14 protein-coding genes are annotated in these 17505 nt (G+C 64.7%); 7 read left to right on the forward strand and 7 right to left on the reverse strand.

What is annotated here, in order from left to right:
- Window position 1: 1 nt before the first annotated feature.
- The 6 genes from AC51GR_RS11100 to AC51GR_RS11125 are packed head-to-tail and all read left to right on the forward strand — an operon-like array spanning window position 2 to window position 6423.
- On the forward strand, window positions 2-502 hold the full coding sequence (locus AC51GR_RS11100) for a thiamine pyrophosphate-binding protein (RefSeq protein ID WP_496324700.1): 501 nt from the start codon (window positions 2-4) through the stop codon (window positions 500-502).
- Entirely contained in the window at window positions 499-1128 is a 630-nt protein-coding gene (locus tag AC51GR_RS11105; protein ID WP_496324701.1) for a thiamine pyrophosphate-dependent enzyme, read from the forward strand. The genes AC51GR_RS11100 and AC51GR_RS11105 overlap by 4 nt, the downstream gene beginning before the upstream one ends.
- Entirely contained in the window at window positions 1115-2653 is a 1539-nt protein-coding gene (locus tag AC51GR_RS11110) for a GMC family oxidoreductase (protein WP_496324702.1), read from the forward strand. The genes AC51GR_RS11105 and AC51GR_RS11110 overlap by 14 nt, the downstream gene beginning before the upstream one ends.
- A complete protein-coding gene (locus AC51GR_RS11115; RefSeq protein ID WP_496324703.1) occupies window positions 2650-4023 on the forward strand; it encodes an amidohydrolase family protein in 1374 nt (457 codons plus the stop codon). Before AC51GR_RS11110 ends, AC51GR_RS11115 begins: the two co-directional genes overlap by 4 nt.
- Window positions 4010-4930: an aromatic ring-hydroxylating dioxygenase subunit alpha gene (locus AC51GR_RS11120; RefSeq protein WP_496324704.1), complete on the forward strand. Its 921-nt coding sequence runs from the start codon at window positions 4010-4012 to the stop codon at window positions 4928-4930. Before AC51GR_RS11115 ends, AC51GR_RS11120 begins: the two co-directional genes overlap by 14 nt.
- Window positions 4927-6423, forward strand: a complete 1497-nt coding sequence (locus tag AC51GR_RS11125; protein ID WP_496324705.1) for an aldehyde dehydrogenase family protein — start codon at window positions 4927-4929, stop codon at window positions 6421-6423. The genes AC51GR_RS11120 and AC51GR_RS11125 overlap by 4 nt, the downstream gene beginning before the upstream one ends.
- Window positions 6424-6460: 37 nt before the next feature.
- Here the strand turns inward: AC51GR_RS11125 and AC51GR_RS11130 are convergent, their stop codons facing one another.
- From AC51GR_RS11130 to AC51GR_RS11150, 5 genes are all read right to left on the reverse strand, one after another.
- Window positions 6461-7501, reverse strand: a complete 1041-nt coding sequence (locus tag AC51GR_RS11130) for a glycoside hydrolase family 6 protein (RefSeq protein ID WP_496324706.1) — start codon at window positions 7499-7501, stop codon at window positions 6461-6463.
- Window positions 7483-9462, reverse strand: a complete 1980-nt coding sequence (gene glxA, locus AC51GR_RS11135) for a radical copper oxidase GlxA (RefSeq protein WP_496324707.1) — start codon at window positions 9460-9462, stop codon at window positions 7483-7485. Before glxA ends, AC51GR_RS11130 begins: the two co-directional genes overlap by 19 nt.
- Complete coding sequence (locus tag AC51GR_RS11140) at window positions 9459-11270, reverse strand: glycosyltransferase family 2 protein (RefSeq protein WP_496324708.1); 1812 nt, start codon at window positions 11268-11270, stop codon at window positions 9459-9461. Before AC51GR_RS11140 ends, glxA begins: the two co-directional genes overlap by 4 nt.
- Window positions 11271-11676: 406 nt before the next feature.
- Window positions 11677-12564, reverse strand: coding sequence for an oxidoreductase (locus tag AC51GR_RS11145; RefSeq protein WP_496324709.1), 888 nt, complete (start codon window positions 12562-12564; stop codon window positions 11677-11679).
- 48 nt (window positions 12565-12612) lie between these two features.
- Window positions 12613-14346 (reverse strand): adenylate/guanylate cyclase domain-containing protein, encoded by a 1734-nt coding sequence (locus tag AC51GR_RS11150; RefSeq protein ID WP_496324710.1) that lies wholly within the window; start codon window positions 14344-14346, stop codon window positions 12613-12615.
- A 199-nt stretch (window positions 14347-14545) separates the two neighbouring features.
- Between AC51GR_RS11150 and AC51GR_RS11155 the strand changes: the two genes are divergently transcribed.
- The gene (locus tag AC51GR_RS11155) at window positions 14546-15076 is read left to right on the forward strand and encodes a TetR/AcrR family transcriptional regulator (RefSeq protein ID WP_496324711.1); all 531 of its coding nucleotides are present in this window, start codon (window positions 14546-14548) and stop codon (window positions 15074-15076) included.
- 97 nt (window positions 15077-15173) lie between these two features.
- On the opposite strand, the gene AC51GR_RS11160 is transcribed toward AC51GR_RS11155, so the two are convergent.
- On the reverse strand, window positions 15174-15725 hold the full coding sequence (locus AC51GR_RS11160; protein WP_496324712.1) for a YceI family protein: 552 nt from the start codon (window positions 15723-15725) through the stop codon (window positions 15174-15176).
- 238 nt (window positions 15726-15963) lie between these two features.
- On the reverse strand, window positions 15964-17124 hold the full coding sequence (locus AC51GR_RS11165) for an XdhC family protein (RefSeq protein ID WP_496324713.1): 1161 nt from the start codon (window positions 17122-17124) through the stop codon (window positions 15964-15966).
- Window positions 17125-17505 lie beyond the last annotated feature (381 nt).

A 17505-nucleotide genomic window follows, 5' to 3' on the forward strand; every position in this document is an offset into this window, starting at 1 on the left:
CATGCAACAAAACGCAGTAGATGCGGTGATCCGCGGTCTCAAGAAGGCCGGCGTGAGCACCGTGTGTTATCTCCCCGATTCCCTGTTCAAAGAGCTCTATCCCGCGCTGGACGCCGACCCCGACATCCGCACGATCCAGGTCACCAACGAGGGTGAGGGAGCGGCCATCTGCGGCGGCATCTTCCTCTCGGGCAAACGAGCTGCCCTGATCATGGAGAACTCCGGGCTGCGCGCGTCGGTGGAACCGCTGGCCCGCATGGGCCTGGGCGCCGGGATACCGGTGATCATGCTCATGAGTTACCGCGGTGAACTCGGTGAGAACAACTGGTGGGCCGTCCCGCACGGCATCACGATGGAACCCATCCTCGATGCGCTGCGGATCCCTTACCGCATCGTGCGGGACGAAGACCAGATCGAGCGGGCGATCCACGACGCCTTCGAGTGGTCTTATGCGGCATACCATCATTCGGCAATTGCCCTGGGCGGAGGTCTGGTCCGATGAACGACTCGAGCGAACACATGACCCGGTTCGACTGCATGAAGGTACTCGCCGACAAACTGTCGGACGAACTGGTGATCGTCTCGCTGGGCGCCAGTGTCGACGAGTGGTACAACGCCGCACCACACATGCGCAGCGCCAGCCTGTTCCAGCAGCAACTCGGATGCGTGACCCCGCAGGCATTCGGACTCGCGACCGGTCTGCCGCACCGCCGCATCATCTCCCTCGACACCGACGGTGGGATGCTGTTCAACCTCGGCATACTCGCCACCCTCGCCAACGAACGCCCCCGCAATCTGTTCACCGTGGTCTGGGACAACGAGTGCTACCAGTCGATCGGGGGCCCACCGACCCACACGTCGAAGGGCATCGTCAGCATTGCGGCGATCGCCCGCGGCGCAGGTATCGAACATGCCTATACCGCAACCACTCTCGAGGAGTTCGAACAGCACTGCGCGGCCGGACTGACGGCGGACGAACCCTATGTGCTGGTCGCCAAGGTCTCGAGCGTGGTCGAGCCCGGCATCAAACGCAAACACAGCGACGGCCGGGAGGACAAGTACATCTTCGTCCGGCATGTGGAGGCCACCGAACAGATCACCATCATGGGGCCCAGTGAACACAACTGAGACGTTCGGCCACATCGTCGTCGGTGGCGGGTCGGCGGGATGTGTTCTGGCCGCGCGACTCTCGGAAGATCCGGACGTCACCGTGCTGCTGGTGGAATCCGGCCCGAGTCACGTCGGGCTCCGCGAGATCGACGAGCCGGCCGGCTGGGCGTCACTGTTGTCGGGCGACCACGACTGGGGTCACTCCTACGCGGCCAACCCGAGCCTCGACGGGCGCGTGGTCCCGATACCCCGCGGACGGGTACTCGGAGGCTCGAGCAGCATCAACGCCATGCTCTGGTACCGGGGACATCCGCGCGACTACGACGCCTGGGAGGACAGTGGCGCACCGGGATGGAACTGGGAGTCGATGCTCCCGTACTTCCGCCGCTGCGAGAACTGGGAAGGCGGTGCCTCCGAATTGCGCGGCGGGGCAGGACCACTGACCATCACCACACCCGCAGAACCCCATCCGGTCGCCGAGGCATTACTGGGTGCGGCGGCGGAACTGGGCTTTCCGGTCCTCGACGACTCGAACGGCGATGACGTCCACGGCGCCTCCCTGGCGAATCTGACGATCGCGAACGGCCGACGGATGAGTACGGCCCGCGCCTATCTCGACCCGGTGGCGCAGCGGCCCAATCTCACCGTGCGGACCAGTACCCATGTCGATGCCCTCGTATTCGATGGTCCGCGCTGCATCGGGGTCGAGATCGGCGGATCCATGGTTCGTGCCGACCGGGACGTGATCCTGGCGGCCGGCGCGATCTCGAGTCCCCATCTGCTACTGCTTGCGGGCATCGGCGACCCCGAACAGCTCGGTGCGCATGGCATCCGGGTCCGAAGTGCCCTGCCGGGTGTGGGCCAGAACCTGCAGGACCACCCGCTTCTGATGGGGGTGAACTTCGCCGCACGCCTGCCGCTGGGGTCGGTACGCGACAACGGCGGCGGGGCCATCCTGAACTGGTGCAGCTCACCGGAGCAGCCCCTCCCCGACCTGCACGCCTTTGTCGTCCAGGGCCCACACGCGACGCCCGAGGTCGCGGCGACGTACGGACTTTCGGGTTCCGACAACATCTTTGCGGTCTCTCCCGGGCTCATGCGGTCGTACAGCGTCGGACAGCTGACCTTGCGCTCCGCCGACCCGGCGACCGCACCGGAGATCGATCCGCGGTACCTCTCCGATCCCCGTGATCTCACCGCGTTGGTCGCCGGACTCGACACCGTCATGGATCTGGCCGAGACCGCGGCCTACCGTGAGCTGATCGAGCGCCCGATCGCACCGGATCGCCGACTCACCGGAGCCGACCGCGCAGCGTTCGTGCGCATGAGTTGTTCGACGTTCTTCCACACCGCGGGCACCTGCGCGATGGGGACCGGCAGCGCCGCCGTGGTCGACCCCGACCTGCGCGTGTACGGCATCGAGAACCTACGCGTGGTGGACGCCTCGGTGATCCCCATCTTGCCCTCGTGCAACACCAACGCCCCCGTCGTCGCGCTCGCCGAGCGCGCCGCAGATCTGATCGCCGGAAGGTCCGCCGCATGAGCACTCTTCTCACCGCCGACGCCGTGGTCACCGTCGACGCCGCCCGCACCGTGATCCCCGATGGCGCGGTCCTGGTGGACGGTGACCGGATCGTCGCCGTCGGACCCACCGGCCAACTCACCGCCACGTACCCCGAGGCCGAGGTGACCGCACTGCCCGGACGGCTGCTGATGCCCGGACTCATCAACGCGCACAGCCACTCCGGGCTGTTGCGCGGTACGGCCGAGGCGCTTCCGGTCTGGGAATGGCTGCGCGTGCACATCGATCCCATGCACCGGGTGGTCTCCGCTGCCGAGGCGGAGGCGGCGTCCTGGCTCTGCTACGCCGAGAGTGTGCTGGCCGGTACCACGACCGTGGTGGACATGTGGCGGCACATGCACGGCAGCGTCGCCGCCGCCACCGGAGTCGGAAACCGGCTTGTCACAGTCAATTACGTGGGGGCGCACCCCGACTTCGACTACTTCGACACCCTCGACGACAACGAACGCTTGCTGCAGCGCAGTCAGGGCGCCGCGAACGGACGGGTGTCGGTCTGGGTGGGGCTCGAGCACGTCTTCTATGCCGATGCCGCCGGGCAGCGCCGGGCCATCGACATGGCACGCGACTACGACACCGGTTTCTACACCCACTGCAGCGAATCCGAGATCGAGATCGCGGAGTTCGACAAGCGATACGGCAGTCGGCCGATGATGGCGCTGGAGCGACTCGGATTCTTCGACGTCCCGCGCACCATGCTCGCGCACGCGGTCTGGCTCGACGACGACGAGATCGCGTTGCTCGCCCAGCGTGGTGTCGCCGTGGTCCACAACCCGGTGAGCAACATGAAACTGGCGAGCGGGGTGGCACCGATCGAACGCCTGCTCGCTGCCGGTGTACTCGTCGGGCTCGGTACCGACGGCGAGAAGGAGAACAACAACCTCGACATGTTCGAGGAGATGAAAGCCGCTTCCCTGCTGGCAAAACTCTCGAGCGGGGATGCCGCCGCCCTCGACAGCTGGAAGGTGATCGAGATGGCCACCATCAACGGTGCCCGTGGTCTCGGGCTGGACGCCGACATCGGGTCGTTGGAGCCGGGGAAGAAGGCCGATCTGATCGCGATCCGTACCGACACCCCGCGGATGACACCGTTCTTCCCGGAAGGTCCGTATTTCAATCTGCAGCACAACCTGGTCCATGCGGTGCGCGGCTCTGACGTGGACCTGACGATGATCGACGGCCGGGTCGTGGTACGCGACGGACAGCTCGTGTCGCAGGATCTGCCCGACATCATCGCCCGCGCCCGCGCCTCGGTTCCGGGCCTGTTCAAACGGCGGGCGGACTGGCTCGCCGAACACGACGACCTGGAAGGAGTCTTCAGTGCCCACGATTGACGATATCCACGGCGATGCCGGCAGTGATGGCGACGGCCGCTGTGATGATCCGGTGGTTCTGGACCAATGGTATGCCGTGTGCGCCCTCACCGAACTGGGCGACGGTGCAATCACGACAACACTTCTCGGCGTCGAAGTGACCTGTGTGGCCGACGGGGCGGACATCCCGCTGGTCCACGCAGACGGCGTCGAGCTGCCCGTCCGCCTGCGCTACGGGTTCGTCTGGACCACGCTCGGCACCCCGGCCGGGGACATCTTCGATCTCCCCGAATCGCTGGAACCGGATCGGCGGTACGTACCGTGCGGATGGATCACGATGCGCACCTCGCCCGGCCGGGTGGTGGAGAACTTCCTCGACATGGCCCACTTCCCGTTCGTGCATCCCGGGATCCTCGGCGGCGAATCGAATACCGAGGTGGCCAAGTACGAATCGGAGATCCGCCGCGACGTCGACGAGGTGTGGGCCACCAACTGCACGTTCTTCCAGCCGCAGGTCAGTGCGAGTTCCGAGGGCGCGTTCGCGCAGTTGTCCTACCGGGTCCCCGCCCCGTACCTGGTGGTGCTCTACCGGGTGTCACCGGCCGACCCGACCCGCCAGGACGCGATCGCCCTGTTCATCCAGCCGATCACCCAAACCCTGTGCCGGGCACAGCCGGTGATGTACCTGGTCGATCAGGAGGCCGACTACACCGACCTGCTCCATTTCGAGCAGACGATCTTCCTGCAGGACCGCATCATCGTCGAGAATCAGCGCCCCCTCTTGCTGCCGCTGGACCCGCGAGACGAAATCCCCACCCGGGCAGACGGTTCATCCATCACCTACCGACGCTGGCTCAAGGCGAAAGGGCTGCGCTACGGAGCCCTGCCCTTTCCGCCCGCCCGCAGCCGCCGAGGAGCAGACGCGTGAACACCCCGACCACAGTTCCTCGCCACAGCGCCGGGTTCCTGAGTACCTCACCCAAGAAACTCCTGATCGCCGGCGAATGGGTGGCGGCCGGCAGAGGGGTCTTCGAGAGCCGCGACCCGGCCACCGGCGAGCTGCTCGCCGAGATCGGTTGCGCCTCAGGGGCTGACGTCGACCAGGCCGTGCGGTCGGCGCGTGAGACGTTGATCGGGCAGTGGGCACAATGCACACCCGCCGCGCGCGGCAAGTTGTTGTGGCGCCTGGCCGATCTGATCGACGAGCACGCCGACGAATTGGCCGAGCTCGAGACACTCGACCAGGGCAAGACGTGGGCCACCTCCCGTTTCGCCGAGATTCCCTCGGCTGCAGAACAGTTCCGGTATTACGCCGGCTACGCGAACAAGATCTCGGGTACCACCATCACACCGTCGATCACCTACCAGCCGGCCGGCCGGAAGGTGATGGCACACACCGTGCGCGAGCCCGTCGGCGTGGTCGCGGCGATCGTGCCCTGGAACTCGCCGCTGCTGATGGCGGCGATGAAACTGGCTCCCGCACTCGCGGCCGGTTGCACCGTGGTGCTCAAACCTGCCGAGGACACCAGTCTGACCGCGGTCCGCCTCGGCGAACTGATTCTCGCCGCGGGTATCCCGGCCGGAACGGTCAACATCGTCACCGGCGACGGTGACGTCGGACGAGCGCTGGCGCAGCATCCCGGTGTCGACAAGGTGACCTTCACCGGGTCCACCGAGGTCGGTAAGAAGCTGGTGGAGAACGCCGGTGGCAGAAACCTCACCCGGCTCACGCTCGAACTCGGCGGCAAGTCGCCGGTGATCGTCCTCGACGACGCCGACATGTCGATCACGGTGCCCGGCGTCGCCCGCGGCATCTTCGCCAACGCCGGGCAGGTCTGCGTGTCCGGTTCACGGGTATATGTCGCGCGCAACGCATATCAGGAACTCGTCGACGGTCTGGCGACCGCGGCCTCCTCGATGCGGCTGGGCCACGGACTCGACCCGGCGAGCGATCTCGGTCCGCTGGTCAGCCGGGCGCACCGGGCGCGGGTCGCCGAGTACGTGGACGGCGGTGTGGCCGGTGGAGCCGAAGTGGTCTCCGGCGGCACGGTCGTCGACGGGGAGGGCAGCTTCTACCGGCCGACCGTGATCACCGGCGCCGGCCCGGACATGGCGCTGATGCGGGAGGAGATCTTCGGACCGGTGGTGGCGGTCACCGCGTTCGACGACATCGACGAGGTGCTCGGCTGGGCCAACGACACCGACTACGGGCTCGCCGCCAGCGTCTGGACCCGCGATTTCAGTGCCGCCCATCGGCTCTCCGCGGACATCAAGGCGGGAACCGTATGGATCAATTGCCACTCCTACTTCTCACCTGAGCTACCCAAAGGTGGTCACAAGCAGTCCGGTTGGGGCGTGGAGAACGGCGCACCCGGCCTCGACAACTACCTCGAGTCGAAGACGATCTGCATGATGGTCTGAGGTGTCGGCCGAGTTCTGCCAGGACTCGGCCGTCACCTCAGGGCAATTGGGCGACCAGCAGATCTCCGTCGAACTCACCGGCCGGTTTGTCGCTGATCCCGCATTGTCCATCGGACTCGCCGGGGACCTTCACATACACCTCTTCGACCCTGGCATCCGGATCGAATGTTCTGTCCGAGATCGTGCCCAAGGATTGCGTGGGCGGGTTGCACCACTCGGCGCTGCCACCGGCAGCGCCGTTACGCGAATTGTCGATCATCACGAAAAGATGCTCGCCGTAAGCATGTTGAACGTCGAGACCGTACTGCTCGGTCTCGACTCGCGGACGGTAGTTCGCCACGTTCAGCGCGATTCCCGGTACGTCGACGTCATGCGCCGAGATCCGTGCGAGGAACTCTGCCGTGACCTGCGGGGTGCGCCACGTACTGTTGCCTGCATCGAGATAGACCGCGGTGTTCGTGTTCGCGGCAAGTACCTTCAGCGCTGCGGCCAGCATCGAGACACGCTCTGCGGCATCGGCGTCGGGCAGATCCGGCAGATGCGCGAGCGCATCCGGTTCCAGGACCAGCACCGCATCGCCCTGCCCGATCACGTCACTGATTCCCTGAATCCACGCTATATATGACGCGGCCGATGCGCTACCACCTTGCGAATGACCACCGTCATCGCGATGAGGAATGTTGTAGGCCACAAAAACCGGCACCGATCCGCTCGCCACCGAACGGTCCAGCACCTCACGAACGGTTTGCGCGGAGTCGTCGGCGAAGAGCCACACCGCCACCGGGGTGTCGATCAAATTTCTCAGGGACTGCTGTTTGTCCGCTGGGACATAGCCTTTCGCTGCCACCAGGTTCGCGGTGTACTCCGGGTCGGCCCGGACCGAATAGTCGGCGCGCGCCGGTGCGGCACGTTCGGGAACCGCTGCACTGTCGGCAGGACCACCTTCGGCCCCACCGGTGCAAGCCGAGAGCAGGAGCACGCCGAAAGCCGACCACGCCAGGGCAACTCGACGCACCGGCGAGGCGCGGATTGGTCCGACCGACGGTTCCTCAACCGGATTCACTCGACCTGAACCCATTTCGCGATGCTGGGAACCCCCGCGGTGTCATTGAAGAAAAGCATGTAACTCCCCTTGGGCAGTAGAGCTCGTTCGGTCGGCAAGGTCACGGTGACCTTATCCCGATCTTGGACGAATCCGACGTCGACAACCCGCTGATTGGTGTCGGTGACGTGCGTCGTTGCGGCCGGCAGCACCAACCTCGCCGATGCGATCGTCGTGCCTTCGGATCCCGGATCCAGGTTGAAGACTCCGGATCTGCCCAGCGGCAATGCGACCGGACCATCGGAGACCTCGATGCGCGACACCGTCTTTCCGTCCGGCCGGAACAGGTAGGACGGGGTGTAGATCTCCAACCGCTGCTCGAACTCTCCGGGCAGGGAGTTGGCTTTGTCCGAGAACAGCGGATCGGATCCCATCGTCAGGATCTGCCCATTCGGCAGGAGGATCGCCGACGAATGGTAGTTGCGGCCGACACCCGGATCGGCCATCGCCGTGAGTTGACCGCCGGCGGTCAGCACATAGCTCTTGAGGAGGTCGCTCTCACCGCCACCCCGATAGTCCCGGGACCCTCCGGTGATGAACACGTCACCCGAGGGCAGCGGTACCAGGCTCGGATACCGGGTGCCGTCCGCCAACTCACCGAACGGCTCGAATCGGGGTGCCGGGTTCTTGAGGTCGATGATGTCGATCCTCTCCGTGGACAGCGGCGAGTTCCCGATGCCGCCCCCGCCGACGACCACCAACCGCTGATCGTTGACCGGACCGATCCACGTGGACGACCCGGTTTCGAGCTGATCCGGATCGCGAAGTCCGGGCACCGGCGCAAATGTGTTGTTCTTCAGGTTCCACAGGCCGGGCTCCCGACCCGATTCGGCGGGTCCCCATCCGGTTGACGGCCCGGCAAAGAACAGCACGTCGTCGCGAGCGGTCTGGAACACCGCCGGATAGGTCGGGAAGAACCTCTTCAGGCTGCCCCGTTCCGTCCACTGCTTCGTCTTGGGGTCGTAGATCTCGTTCTGGCCGTCCAGGATTCGACCGGAGTTGTCGAGACCGGACAACGCGATGACGGTTCCGTTCGGCAAGGTGGTCAGCGTCGGATACCAGCGGGCGTAGTTCATGTCGCCGACCCGCTCGTATTCCTCGGTGACCGGGTTGAACTCATAGGAGTAGCGGGTCCCCTGATACTCCTTCTTCTCCAAGGTCATCTTCGGCGCGAAACCGTGCAGATTGCGCCGATCCGCCGGCGACATCCCGTCGAGTTCCACCCGGTAGGCCTCACCTTTGAGTGACACTCCCGCCGCTCCGGCGATCACGGCTTCCACGAAGACGTTTCGGTCGGTCGGCGCGACCTTACGAGTCCGGGGATTGACCGTCGCCGCGGGCACCACGACCTCCGAGTCGGACCGGTACTGCCTGCCACTGGCCAGCGCGGTCAGTGTCGTGCCCTTGGGAACCACAAAAGACTTGCCGGGCGTCTCGTTCCGGATTGTCACGTAGCCACCGGCGTTGGTGACGTCCTTGGCCGCCTTCTCGTACCCCTGCGTTCCGCCGGCCACCAGCAGGTTGCCACTCGCCAAATGGGCGTGGCCGGCGCAGAACATGTCTTCGGGTGTCTTGACCTCTTTGATGTACCCGTCGGACGGGTCGTAGACGACCGTGCTGAACTGCCCGGCCTCAAAACTCTCTTTGTCGTTGCCCGAACCGGCGATCAGCAGTATCCGCCCCGAGGGAAGCAACGCCGCGTGTACCGCATTGATCTTGTGATCGCCGGGCAGCGTGATGGTCTCCCATTTGCCGTGCTGAGCCTTGTACTCGTCGGAATTGATCAGCCGATGCCTGTTGACGTTCTGGATCAGCTCGGCGGCCGGAGGCGCGGAGAAGCCGGCCAGCAACAGCACCGCACCCACGCCGATGGCCGTTCGCCAATTCACCACCGACGCGAAGCTCACCTTGAGCTTCCGGCGTATTCGCGGAGTCAAGCGTTCACCGGCGTACGAGCCAACGTGCCGGTGTGGGCAGCATCCGGATCGGCAGCGGCCCCCACCGCAACCGCCCGCTTCCGGAAGGTCGAGCAGTGCCAGATCACCATCGGTGAGGCCGACAGCGCCGCCGCCGACAGCGGCCACAGCAGGGTCGCGGGGTCGGCGTAGCCATTGACACAGATGAGGACGATCACGATCACGTAGAACAGCAGCCAGATGATGTTGAGCCGGAAGGCGAACCAGGTGTCCCGGTTGCTGTGCACGCCTTTGGGCGTCACCTCGAAGCCGGCCTTCCGCCGGAGCACCATCTTGATCAGTGCGGCGGCGTAGACCGGCGCGGTGACCACGCTCATGAACATCCCGTAGACGCCCCAGGACCGCCCGACCTCATAGGGGCTGACGTTGTGACGCCGCGACGAGACGTAGACCGACATCTGCAGAACAGACACCCAACCGTAGAAGAGCAGCCAGTCATCCGGGGCCACGCCGGTGGCACTGACGCCAAAAATACCGAACAGCAGCGCATTGACCGCCCCGAGGAGCCACGTCACCGCCATCACCGGGTAGAACGACATCAACAGCAGGTAATGCGCGATGCGCAGCGGACTCCGCCGCATCCCCCACATCTGACGCAGAAAGGGTCCGGCGAACATCTGTTCCAATGATCCTCGCGCCCAACGGGTCTGCTGTTTGTAGAAACTCCCCCAGGTGTCCGGTCCCTGACCGTGTGCGAGGAGGTCGGGGGTGTACACCCCTTTCCACAGGCGACCGGTGTTCGGGTTCGTCCGACAGAGGACCTCGAAACTGGTGGCCATGTCTTCGGTGATCGACGACTGGATGCCGTCGATCTGACGCAACACGTCACTGCGGATCGCATAACTGGTGCCCACCAGCATCGGCGCCCAGTACGTGTTGGCGGCGGTCTGGATCAACGCGTGGAATGGGAACTGTTGCGACTCGGCCAATTTGGCGACGACGTTGGAGGTCGCATTCGCATAGGCCTGGGGCCCCGAAACGTAGGCGATATCGGGGTCCTCGAAATAGCCGAGCATGCGGTCACCGAACTCCGGGAGCGGGACATGATCGGGATCGAGCCCCATGATGACGTCGTACGCGGGAAAACGGTCCGTGGTGCTCAGCCAGTCGAAAGCGGCGTTGATGTTTCCGTACTTGGTTTTGGTCGAGAACTTCTTGCCGGCGTGATAGTTGGGTATCCCCAGCCTGCTGAAGTGGTAGATCATGTTGCCGCTGACCTCGTCGTTGATCGCGTCGATCAGCCCGGGCACGCGTTGCGGATCGTGCGGATCACCCTCGTCGAGCACGAACACATCGAAAGTTCCCGTTTGCACGCCGTTTTCGTTCTCGACGTGATGCTCGATCAACTTTGCCGCGCGCAGGGTTCCCGCCAGGACAGCGATGTCCTCGCTGGCCGGAACATAGGTGATGAAGAGCGCAACGTTCAAACCCGCGCGAGGTCTGACAAGGACCGGCTTCTTCACCAGGACGGTGGACGTGGCCAGCATGCAGATGAGGATCATCCGCAGGGATTCGATCAGCAATGAGATCGCGAGCAATACGAACACGATCGAACCGGCAACCGAGACCCGGCCGGCAACCGAGGTCCCGGCGAAGGTGAGCCAGTAGACGTAGCCCAGGCTCACGGACAGCGTGACGATCGCCAGCATCGCGGCGCCGAGGCAACGAATACGAGTGTTCATGTTTTGAAGTCGTACGCGCCCGCCACAATCGTCGGAGGGGTCACCGGTGATCCGGCTCTTCTCGACGATCAGGTCCTCGAGGCGCATTGTCACGCTCCGCCGGAACAGCGCACAACCATCACCAGACCCCGCCGACGATGGACGAAGCCCTGATTGCGAAAGCCTACTTCGCGGAAAGATACGCGCATGCAGAACTCCGAAGGTATTGGCCGAGTTGGTATTCGAATCAGTAGATGTGAGCATCGCTGCTCGATTGCGTTCGCGCAACAGCACTTACAGGATGATTCACCACACTTGATTGACCGTTAGAGTCAGTAGTGGAACGGACGATCGGATTCCGTCAATCGTTCAATGGAACCTGCGCGCGTCAAACCGGCGTTCACACCCGATCACTCCGAAAATTGTGACGAGCATCATATTCCGGCGGCCGGCGAGATTAAGGATCGCAGGAGCGGCATCCCGCGATTTTCAGAACGGGAAGGTCACACCCGCATCAGTTCGACGAGGCCGGGTCCACGGAATACGTCACGCCGGTCAACGACTCCGACAGTTCCCACAGACCGGCGGCCGTCAGTTCATCGCGTGAGCGCTTGTTGCTCTTGGCCGGTCCCGGGGCACCCCGGGATCCGCCGAGTTTGGTCGGACCATAGAACCCGCCGGACCGTGCCTGATCGGACGTCGCGGCGTACAGGGTGGGCAGGGCGCCGTCGGCGGCCGGCTGAGCGATCAGGTTACCGAGAACCATGAAGCGGTCCCACACCGATTCTGTGTGCGACTGCAACCCGGTGGCGGCGTATCCGGGGTGGACCGCCATCGATTTCACCGGCGACCCGGCGGCGGCGAGCCGCCGCGCCAGCTCGTACGAGAACAGCAGATTGGCAAGTTTCGACTGGCCATACGCCGGCCAACGCGAGTACGAGCGCTGCCGGTAGTTGGGATCCTCGAGGTTGATCTTGCCCATCTGGTGCATGGCCGACGACACGGTGACGACCCGATCGGAGATCTTGGGGAGCAACAGCCCCGTCAACGCGAAATGCCCGAAGTGGTTGGTACCCATCTGCATCTCGAAACCGTCGACCGTGCGCCGCAGCGGTATTGCCATGACGCCGGCGTTGTTGATCAGCACGTCGATGGGACCGGTCCGCTCGGCGCACGCGCGGACGGAAGCCAGATCGGCCAGATCGAGTTCGGTGACCGTGGCGTTGGAACCGATCCGGGCGGCCACGGGTTCGGCACTGGCCACGTTCCGGCAGGCCAGGATCACGTTCGCCCCGGCAGCTCCCAGCGCCAGAGCGGTTTGTTCACCGAGTCCGCCGTTGGCTCCCGTGATCAGGAAGGTACGTCCGCTCTGATCGCCGATATCCGCCGTGGTCCATGTCATCGCCTCAACCTACCCCTCGTCGTTCGAGCATCGATGTGTCTTGCCCTGTCATCTCCGGTCGCGCATCCCGAACAGCGACCGGGTCCCCTCACCGACAACACCGGAAACCATGGTCGTCGGGAACTTGAAAGCGGTGCCGATCAGCGATTTCAGGCTACGGCTGCCCTGTTCGCTGTCGACCGGAATCGTGTAGAGCCTGGTCGGTACCGCGCGGCCCCGCAACACCAGCGATCCGATCGAATCCCAGTGACCGTGTTCGTCGTCGGAGTGCTCGATCGCCGATCCGCTGGCCAGCACGTGCGCGCGAACCGATTTGGCGGCCTCGGACAACCGCGCCGCCTCGTTCACCGCATCGCCGATCACCGTGTACTCGTAGCGTTTGACCGCGCCGATGTTGCCGGCGAACACGGTCCCCGCCGAGACCCCGATCGAAAAGTGGAGCGGTCGAAGCACTTCGAGTTCGGCATGGAGATCGCGAGCGGCGCCCAGTGCGGCGCCCGCCGGATCGGCCACCGCACTGGGCGCACCGAAGATCGCCAGCGCCGCATCACCCTCGAACTTGTTGATGAATCCGCTGTGCCGTTCGACGACCTCCGCGACGATGGCAAAGAAGCTGTTGAGAAGGGTCGCGACGGTTTCGGGCGCTTCGCGTTCGGCCAGTTTCGTCGAGCCCTGCACGTCAACGAAGATCACACCGACATAGGTGTTCTCGCCATGAAAACCCGCACCCTGTTCCAGCGCCAGCTTCGCGACGCCATCTCCGACGTGCCGTTCGAACAGCTCTCTGATCTGCTCGCGCTCGGCCAGCCCCGACACCATGTCGTTGAACCCCTGCTGGAGGATCCCGAGCTCGGAGGAGTCGTAGACCTCCAGGACCGGATGCGACTGCCCGGCCCTCACGCGCTCCATCCCGCTGCGGATCTCACCGAGCGGGTCGGTGATCGAGCGGGACACCAGTACCGTCGCCCGGATTCCACCCACCAGACAGAAGCCGGCCAGGACCACCGTCGGAACGTCGACGACGTACCGGCTCGCCGGGATCCAGTCCGGCAACCGGCCGACGTTGATCGCGATGAGGCCCACCAGCGGGACGGCGCAGAAGACGATCCAGACCGCGATCAGGCGTTCCCGGACGCCGAGGATGGACCGGCCCAGCACCCCGTCACGCAACGCGATCGCCACCAGGGGCCGCGACACCCGTTCGACGAACAGGTACGCCAGGCAGGCCGCCGACGTCCCCGCCATGAGGAAGGCCGATCCGAACACCACGAACTCCACAGCGGTGCCGCCGAGTCCGAAGGGGATGTAGATCAGTGCCCCGATCGCCCAGGTGAGCAGCGTTGCGCCGGCTTGCTGCAGTGGCATCATCTGGATCGATCTGCGCCGATCCGGTGTCGCCGGAACGGCTTTCACAAACCAGACCAGCTGCGGATACAACACGGCGGTACTGACCGCACCGCCGAACAACAAGCCGATGACCACTGAGCAGATCAGGACCGGGATATTCGCCGCGTCGATCATCCCCGGCACGCTCAGTTCACCGCCGGTCATCACCAACTGGATCATGACCACGGTCTCGAATGCCGCCGCCAGGTTGCTGACAGCGATACCGATCAGCGCCAGGACCACGAAGCGGTTGGCCACGTGCCGGCGACTGGCCGGACCATCCAGACTCGGATCGGGTACATCGACGAAGTAGTGATCGATCCGATCATCGATACGGCGAATGCTCTTGACGGCGTTGGCCAGCCGGGAACGTCGGCTGGACTGGTGCGCCGTCAAGGTCCACCTTCTCTCACCGCCGATCAGCGGACCACGGGCGCGGCCAGTTCTCGATCGCAGCTGACGGCAACTATACATAATGCAACTCGAGTTGCGTTAGAGTCGATGGGTGCGTCAAACCGGGTCTTCGGACCCCATTCCCGAGACGACATCACGGAGCCGGTCACACCGACGCGGGGCGGCCGTCCGGGATCGCGTGATGTCGGCGACCGTGAACGAACTGCTCAACGTCGGCCTCGACGGGCTCACCATCGCGCAGGTGGCGGACCGGGCAGGCGTGCATGTCACCTCCATCTACCGCAGATGGAAGACCAAGGAACAGTTGGTCACCGACGCCCTGCTCGATCAGTTCGATTCGACGATCGACGCGCCCGATACCGGGTCTCTGCGAGGCGACCTGATCGCACTGACCATCGATCTCCATGCCGCCCTCACCAAACCCCAGGTGAAGACGCTCTCACGACTCGTGGCCATGCCCATCGACATCGGTCCACTCGTCGAAATGCAACGCCGGATGACGCAGGCCCGGATCGAGGTGATGACCTCGATATTCAGACGGTCGGCCGAGCGCGGAGAAATCGACATCACCACCGAACCCGACTATCCGCTGCTCCTCGAAGTGATCCACGCGCCGATCTACGCGCGCGTCCTGCTCACGAGAGAGCCGGTGGATCCGACGTTCATCGAAGCGCTCATCGACATGCTGATGGCCGGCTTCGGTCCGCGCTGACCTCATCCGCGGTCCCGATACACGACAGCGGCGGCCGTGCATCCGGGGTAATCCGGACACACGACCGCCGCTTGGACGTCGGCGTTACTGCGCGAAGTCAGGCAGTTTTGGCTGCCTCGATGTCGAGTGTGATGGCGATCTTGTCGCCGACAACACTGCCACCGGTCTCCAGCGGCATATCGATGTTGATGCCGAAGTCCTTGCGGTTGAGGACAACCGAGGCCTCGAAGCCGGCAACCGGGCCGTTACCCATGCCCGGGTTGACGCCGTTGAACTCGAGCTTGAGCGTGACCGGCCGGGTGACGCCGTGAAGACTGAAGTCGCCGTCGACCAGGTAGTCGTCGCCGTCGGCCTTGACCGCGGTCGAGGTGAAGGTCGCAGTCGGATACTTGTCGACCTCGAAGAAGTCCGCGGAGCGGATGTGGCCGTCACGGCCTTCGTTTCCGGTGTTGATCGAGGCGACGTCGATCTCGGCGGTGACGGACGGGACACCGTTCTCGTCGACGGTGATGGCTCCCGAGAAGGTCTCGAAGTTTCCACGTACCTTGCTCACCATCAGGTGGCGAACGGAGAAGGCGACCGCCGAGTGGGTCGGATCGATGGTCCAGGTGCCGGCTTCCAGATCGGTGGTGGTGATGGTGGCGCTCATGCGGTTCTCCTTGAAAAGTCTGTTGGCTGGGACTACGTATGATCTAACCGGACCGTGGTCCGAATCATTCCACCGGGGTGAACGTTCTTCGGCCGACAACGCCTGACCTGCGACGACCCGCACCAGATGTGACCGAATGCACTGCGCAGGGCAGGACTGGACGGCACGAAGCGAGCTGAAGCGGCACCGGAGAAGTGGTCCGAGGGTGTCCAGGAGACGTTCCGATAGGCCGCCGCGCTCACCTGTTCTCTGCTGGGACGCTGGACTCCTGCAGGCGGTCCTGCGGATGATGGATCGGTCCGTCCGTCTCGGTCAAGGGGCGACCCCCGCCGCCCCATCGCCGGGCGATGATCTCTGCGGCAATCGAGACCGCGGTCTCCTCCGGCGTCCGCGCCCCCAGGTCGAGTCCGATCGGACTCGCCAATCGCGCGATCTGGTCGTCGGTCAAGCCGACTGCTCGCAGACGCTCGATCCGGTCCTCGTGGGTGCGCCGCGACCCCATCGCGCCGACATACGCAACCTCGGGCATTGTCAGCGCGACCTCCAGTAGCGGAACGTCGAACTTCGGATCATGGGTCAGGACGCAGATGATCGTCCGTCCGTCCACGGCACCGGCGTCGACCTGCTCGGTGAGATATCGATGGGGCCAATCGACCACGACCTCGTCAGCGGTCGGAAACCTGGCCGATGTGGCAAACACCGGGCGCGCATCACAGACGGTCACCCGGTAGCCGAGGAACGATCCCTGCTGTGCCACCGCGGCGGCAAAGTCGATCGCGCCGAACACAAGCATCCGCGGACGGGGCGCGTGACTGGACACAAATACCGCCATGCCTTCGCCCCGGCGTTCTCCGTCCGGTCCGTAGTGCAAGATCTCGCTGCGCCCGGAGGCCAGGAGCCCCCGCGCGTCGTCGATCACCGCGCTGTCCACCCGACCCGACCCGAGCGACCCCTCCACCGATCCCGGCCGGATGACGAGCCGTCGACCCACCCACTCCGAATCCGGGTGTTCGATCACGGTCGCGATCGCGACCGGACGGTGATTGTCGATGTCGTCGGCGATGTCACCGAGTTCGGGAAAGGTCTCCTGCGAGATCGCCTCGGCGAAAACGTCCAGGATTCCGCCACAGGTCAGCCCGACCGCGAAGGCATCGTCATCCGATACCCCGTACCGCTCCATCGCCGGGACACCGGACGCCGCAGCGGCAGCGGCCAGCTCGTAGACAGCGCCTTCGACACATCCGCCCGACACCGAACCGCTCACCGCCCCGTCCGGAGACACCACCATCAGCGCACCAGGGGGCCGTGGCGCCGACCGGAAGGTCTGCACAACCGTGCCGACGCCTGCGGTGGCACCCGAACGCCAGATACGCATCAGATCTGCCAGCACGTCCTGCATCTCAAACTCCTCCACGCGGCCGCGGCCCGTTCTGCCCGCACCCCTTTGTAACCGGCCAAGCCGATTCGACGTGCCGCCCATCCTCCAACGTAAGCACAGAATGTGATGCCCGCTCGGCTTCGGGCCCAATCCGCCATGGCGCGGCCCAGCGCCGCATTCAACCGCAGACCTCGAGATCTCATCGAATCACGTCCGGCCTGCGCAGCATCGGGTCCTCATTCCCCAAACCCCACACCCTCACAGAGCAGTTCCCGACGTGGCAACGCATGAAATAGCAACCGGTTGCCACCTGCGTCACCTCATCCCGCGGCTGAGAACTGATACGTTCGTCGCCACCCCGCCAGCGCGACGTGACATAAGTGGTCCTGAGTTCGGATTTTG

It is taken from the genome of Williamsia sp. z71 (assembly GCF_059553375.1).

What these genes read in the sequence shown, in the direction of transcription:
- AC51GR_RS11100 (WP_496324700.1), top strand. Translation starts at nt 2, where the DNA reads ATGCAACAAAACGCAGTAGATGCGGTGATCCGCGGTCTCAAGAAGGCC.
- AC51GR_RS11105 (WP_496324701.1), top strand. Translation starts at nt 499, where the DNA reads ATGAACGACTCGAGCGAACACATGACCCGGTTCGACTGCATGAAGGTA.
- AC51GR_RS11115 (WP_496324703.1), top strand. Translation starts at nt 2,650, where the DNA reads ATGAGCACTCTTCTCACCGCCGACGCCGTGGTCACCGTCGACGCCGCC.
- AC51GR_RS11130 (WP_496324706.1), bottom strand. Translation starts at nt 7,501, where the DNA reads ATGGGTTCAGGTCGAGTGAATCCGGTTGAGGAACCGTCGGTCGGACCA.
- AC51GR_RS11140 (WP_496324708.1), bottom strand. Translation starts at nt 11,270, where the DNA reads ATGCGCCTCGAGGACCTGATCGTCGAGAAGAGCCGGATCACCGGTGAC.
- AC51GR_RS11145 (WP_496324709.1), bottom strand. Translation starts at nt 12,564, where the DNA reads ATGACATGGACCACGGCGGATATCGGCGATCAGAGCGGACGTACCTTC.
- AC51GR_RS11155 (WP_496324711.1), top strand. Translation starts at nt 14,546, where the DNA reads ATGTCGGCGACCGTGAACGAACTGCTCAACGTCGGCCTCGACGGGCTC.
- AC51GR_RS11160 (WP_496324712.1), bottom strand. Translation starts at nt 15,725, where the DNA reads ATGAGCGCCACCATCACCACCACCGATCTGGAAGCCGGCACCTGGACC.
- AC51GR_RS11165 (WP_496324713.1), bottom strand. Translation starts at nt 17,124, where the DNA reads ATGCAGGACGTGCTGGCAGATCTGATGCGTATCTGGCGTTCGGGTGCC.